This window comes from Cupriavidus campinensis (genome assembly GCF_905397395.1).
GTDB lineage: Bacteria > Pseudomonadota > Gammaproteobacteria > Burkholderiales > Burkholderiaceae > Cupriavidus > Cupriavidus campinensis.
This window is the reverse complement of record NZ_CAJPVH010000147.1, coordinates 1-1,124: the sequence shown is the minus strand read 5'-3', so window position 1 is coordinate 1,124 and position 1,124 is coordinate 1. Positions and strand designations below refer to the sequence as shown.

The window sequence follows — 1,124 nt, the reverse complement described above, 5'->3', positions numbered from 1 at the left end:
GAGTGTGGACCTCAGAAAGCCATATCCCCCCGGTTTTCAGAACGAGAGCGGTTGGGCTTCCAAAAGGCAACTGATGCCCCGGGGCCTGCGCTCCCCCTCCGGCCAGGAGCGCTTCACCTGTGATCCGTCCATCCGCCCTGCCAACGTGCCGGCTCCGAAATGAACCGTCCCATGCGTTATCCCCTCTTGCTGCTCGTGGCAGCCAGCCTCCTTGCCGGCTGCGCCCATGATCCCTATCCCTACAGGAACGGTGGCCCGCCCGTCATTGATTATGACGTCCCGCCTCAAGTCATCTACCGCATTGACGACCACCGTTTCGTGACGCTGGAGAACTATCGCGACTGCCACCATGGGGTCACGTACTACAACGACGCGAAGCAGGGCATCCGACAAAGGCTTGGCCGGGCCGGCATCGAGAACTTTCAGGGCAGGCTCATCAATGCCGATCCAACCGGTCAGAACATCGTCATACCTTCTTCCGCGCCGCCTGATATTGGTTGCAGTGATCGGGGATGCACCACCTCGCTGCTGTACTCCACCGACGGCGGCCGAACCTTTCACGGCTACGCATACATGAACAGTTTCAATCCCTTCAAGGAATCGAGGCGGTTCACCATTGCCGTCACACAAGATGCTCTCTATGTCGTCAAGGCAAACATGTTTCGCCTCGACAGCGACCGGAATCCATACATAGAGAAGGCACCGCTCTATCCGACGGCAGATCTCTCCGCTCTCGACCGCTCAAAGGGGCAATGGGCGTTCGGCGACAAAGCCCGCCCTCTCCCCCAAGGCCTCCGTTCTCCCTCCGGCCAGGAGCGCTTCACCTGTGATCCGTCCATCCGCCCAGCCAACGTGCCGGCTCCGAAATGAACCGTCCCATGCGTTACCCCCTCTTGTTGCTTGCGGCGGCCGCTCTGCTGCCCGGCTGCGCCCATGATCTCTATCCCTACAGGAACGGTGGCCCGCCCGTCATTAATTATGACGTCCCGCCTCAAGTCATCTACCGCATTGACGACCACCGTTTCGTGACGCTCGAGAACTATCGCGATTGCCATCATGGCGTGACCTACTACAACGACACGAAGCAAGGCATCCGCCAAAGGCTCGGCCGCGAAGGCATAGAG

The 1,124-nt window shown here is 60.0% G+C and carries 2 protein-coding genes; both read left to right on the top strand.

The annotated features are described in order from the left end of the window. Positions 1-171: 171 nt before the first annotated feature. Positions 172-870 (top strand): T6SS immunity protein Tli3 family protein, encoded by a 699-nt coding sequence (locus KHO18_RS28265; RefSeq protein ID WP_211944322.1) that lies wholly within the window; start codon positions 172-174, stop codon positions 868-870. An 8-nt stretch (positions 871-878) separates the two neighbouring features. After that, positions 879-1,124, top strand: a 246-nt coding sequence (locus KHO18_RS28260) for a T6SS immunity protein Tli3 family protein (RefSeq protein ID WP_457912099.1), incomplete at its 3' end; no start/stop codon positions are given.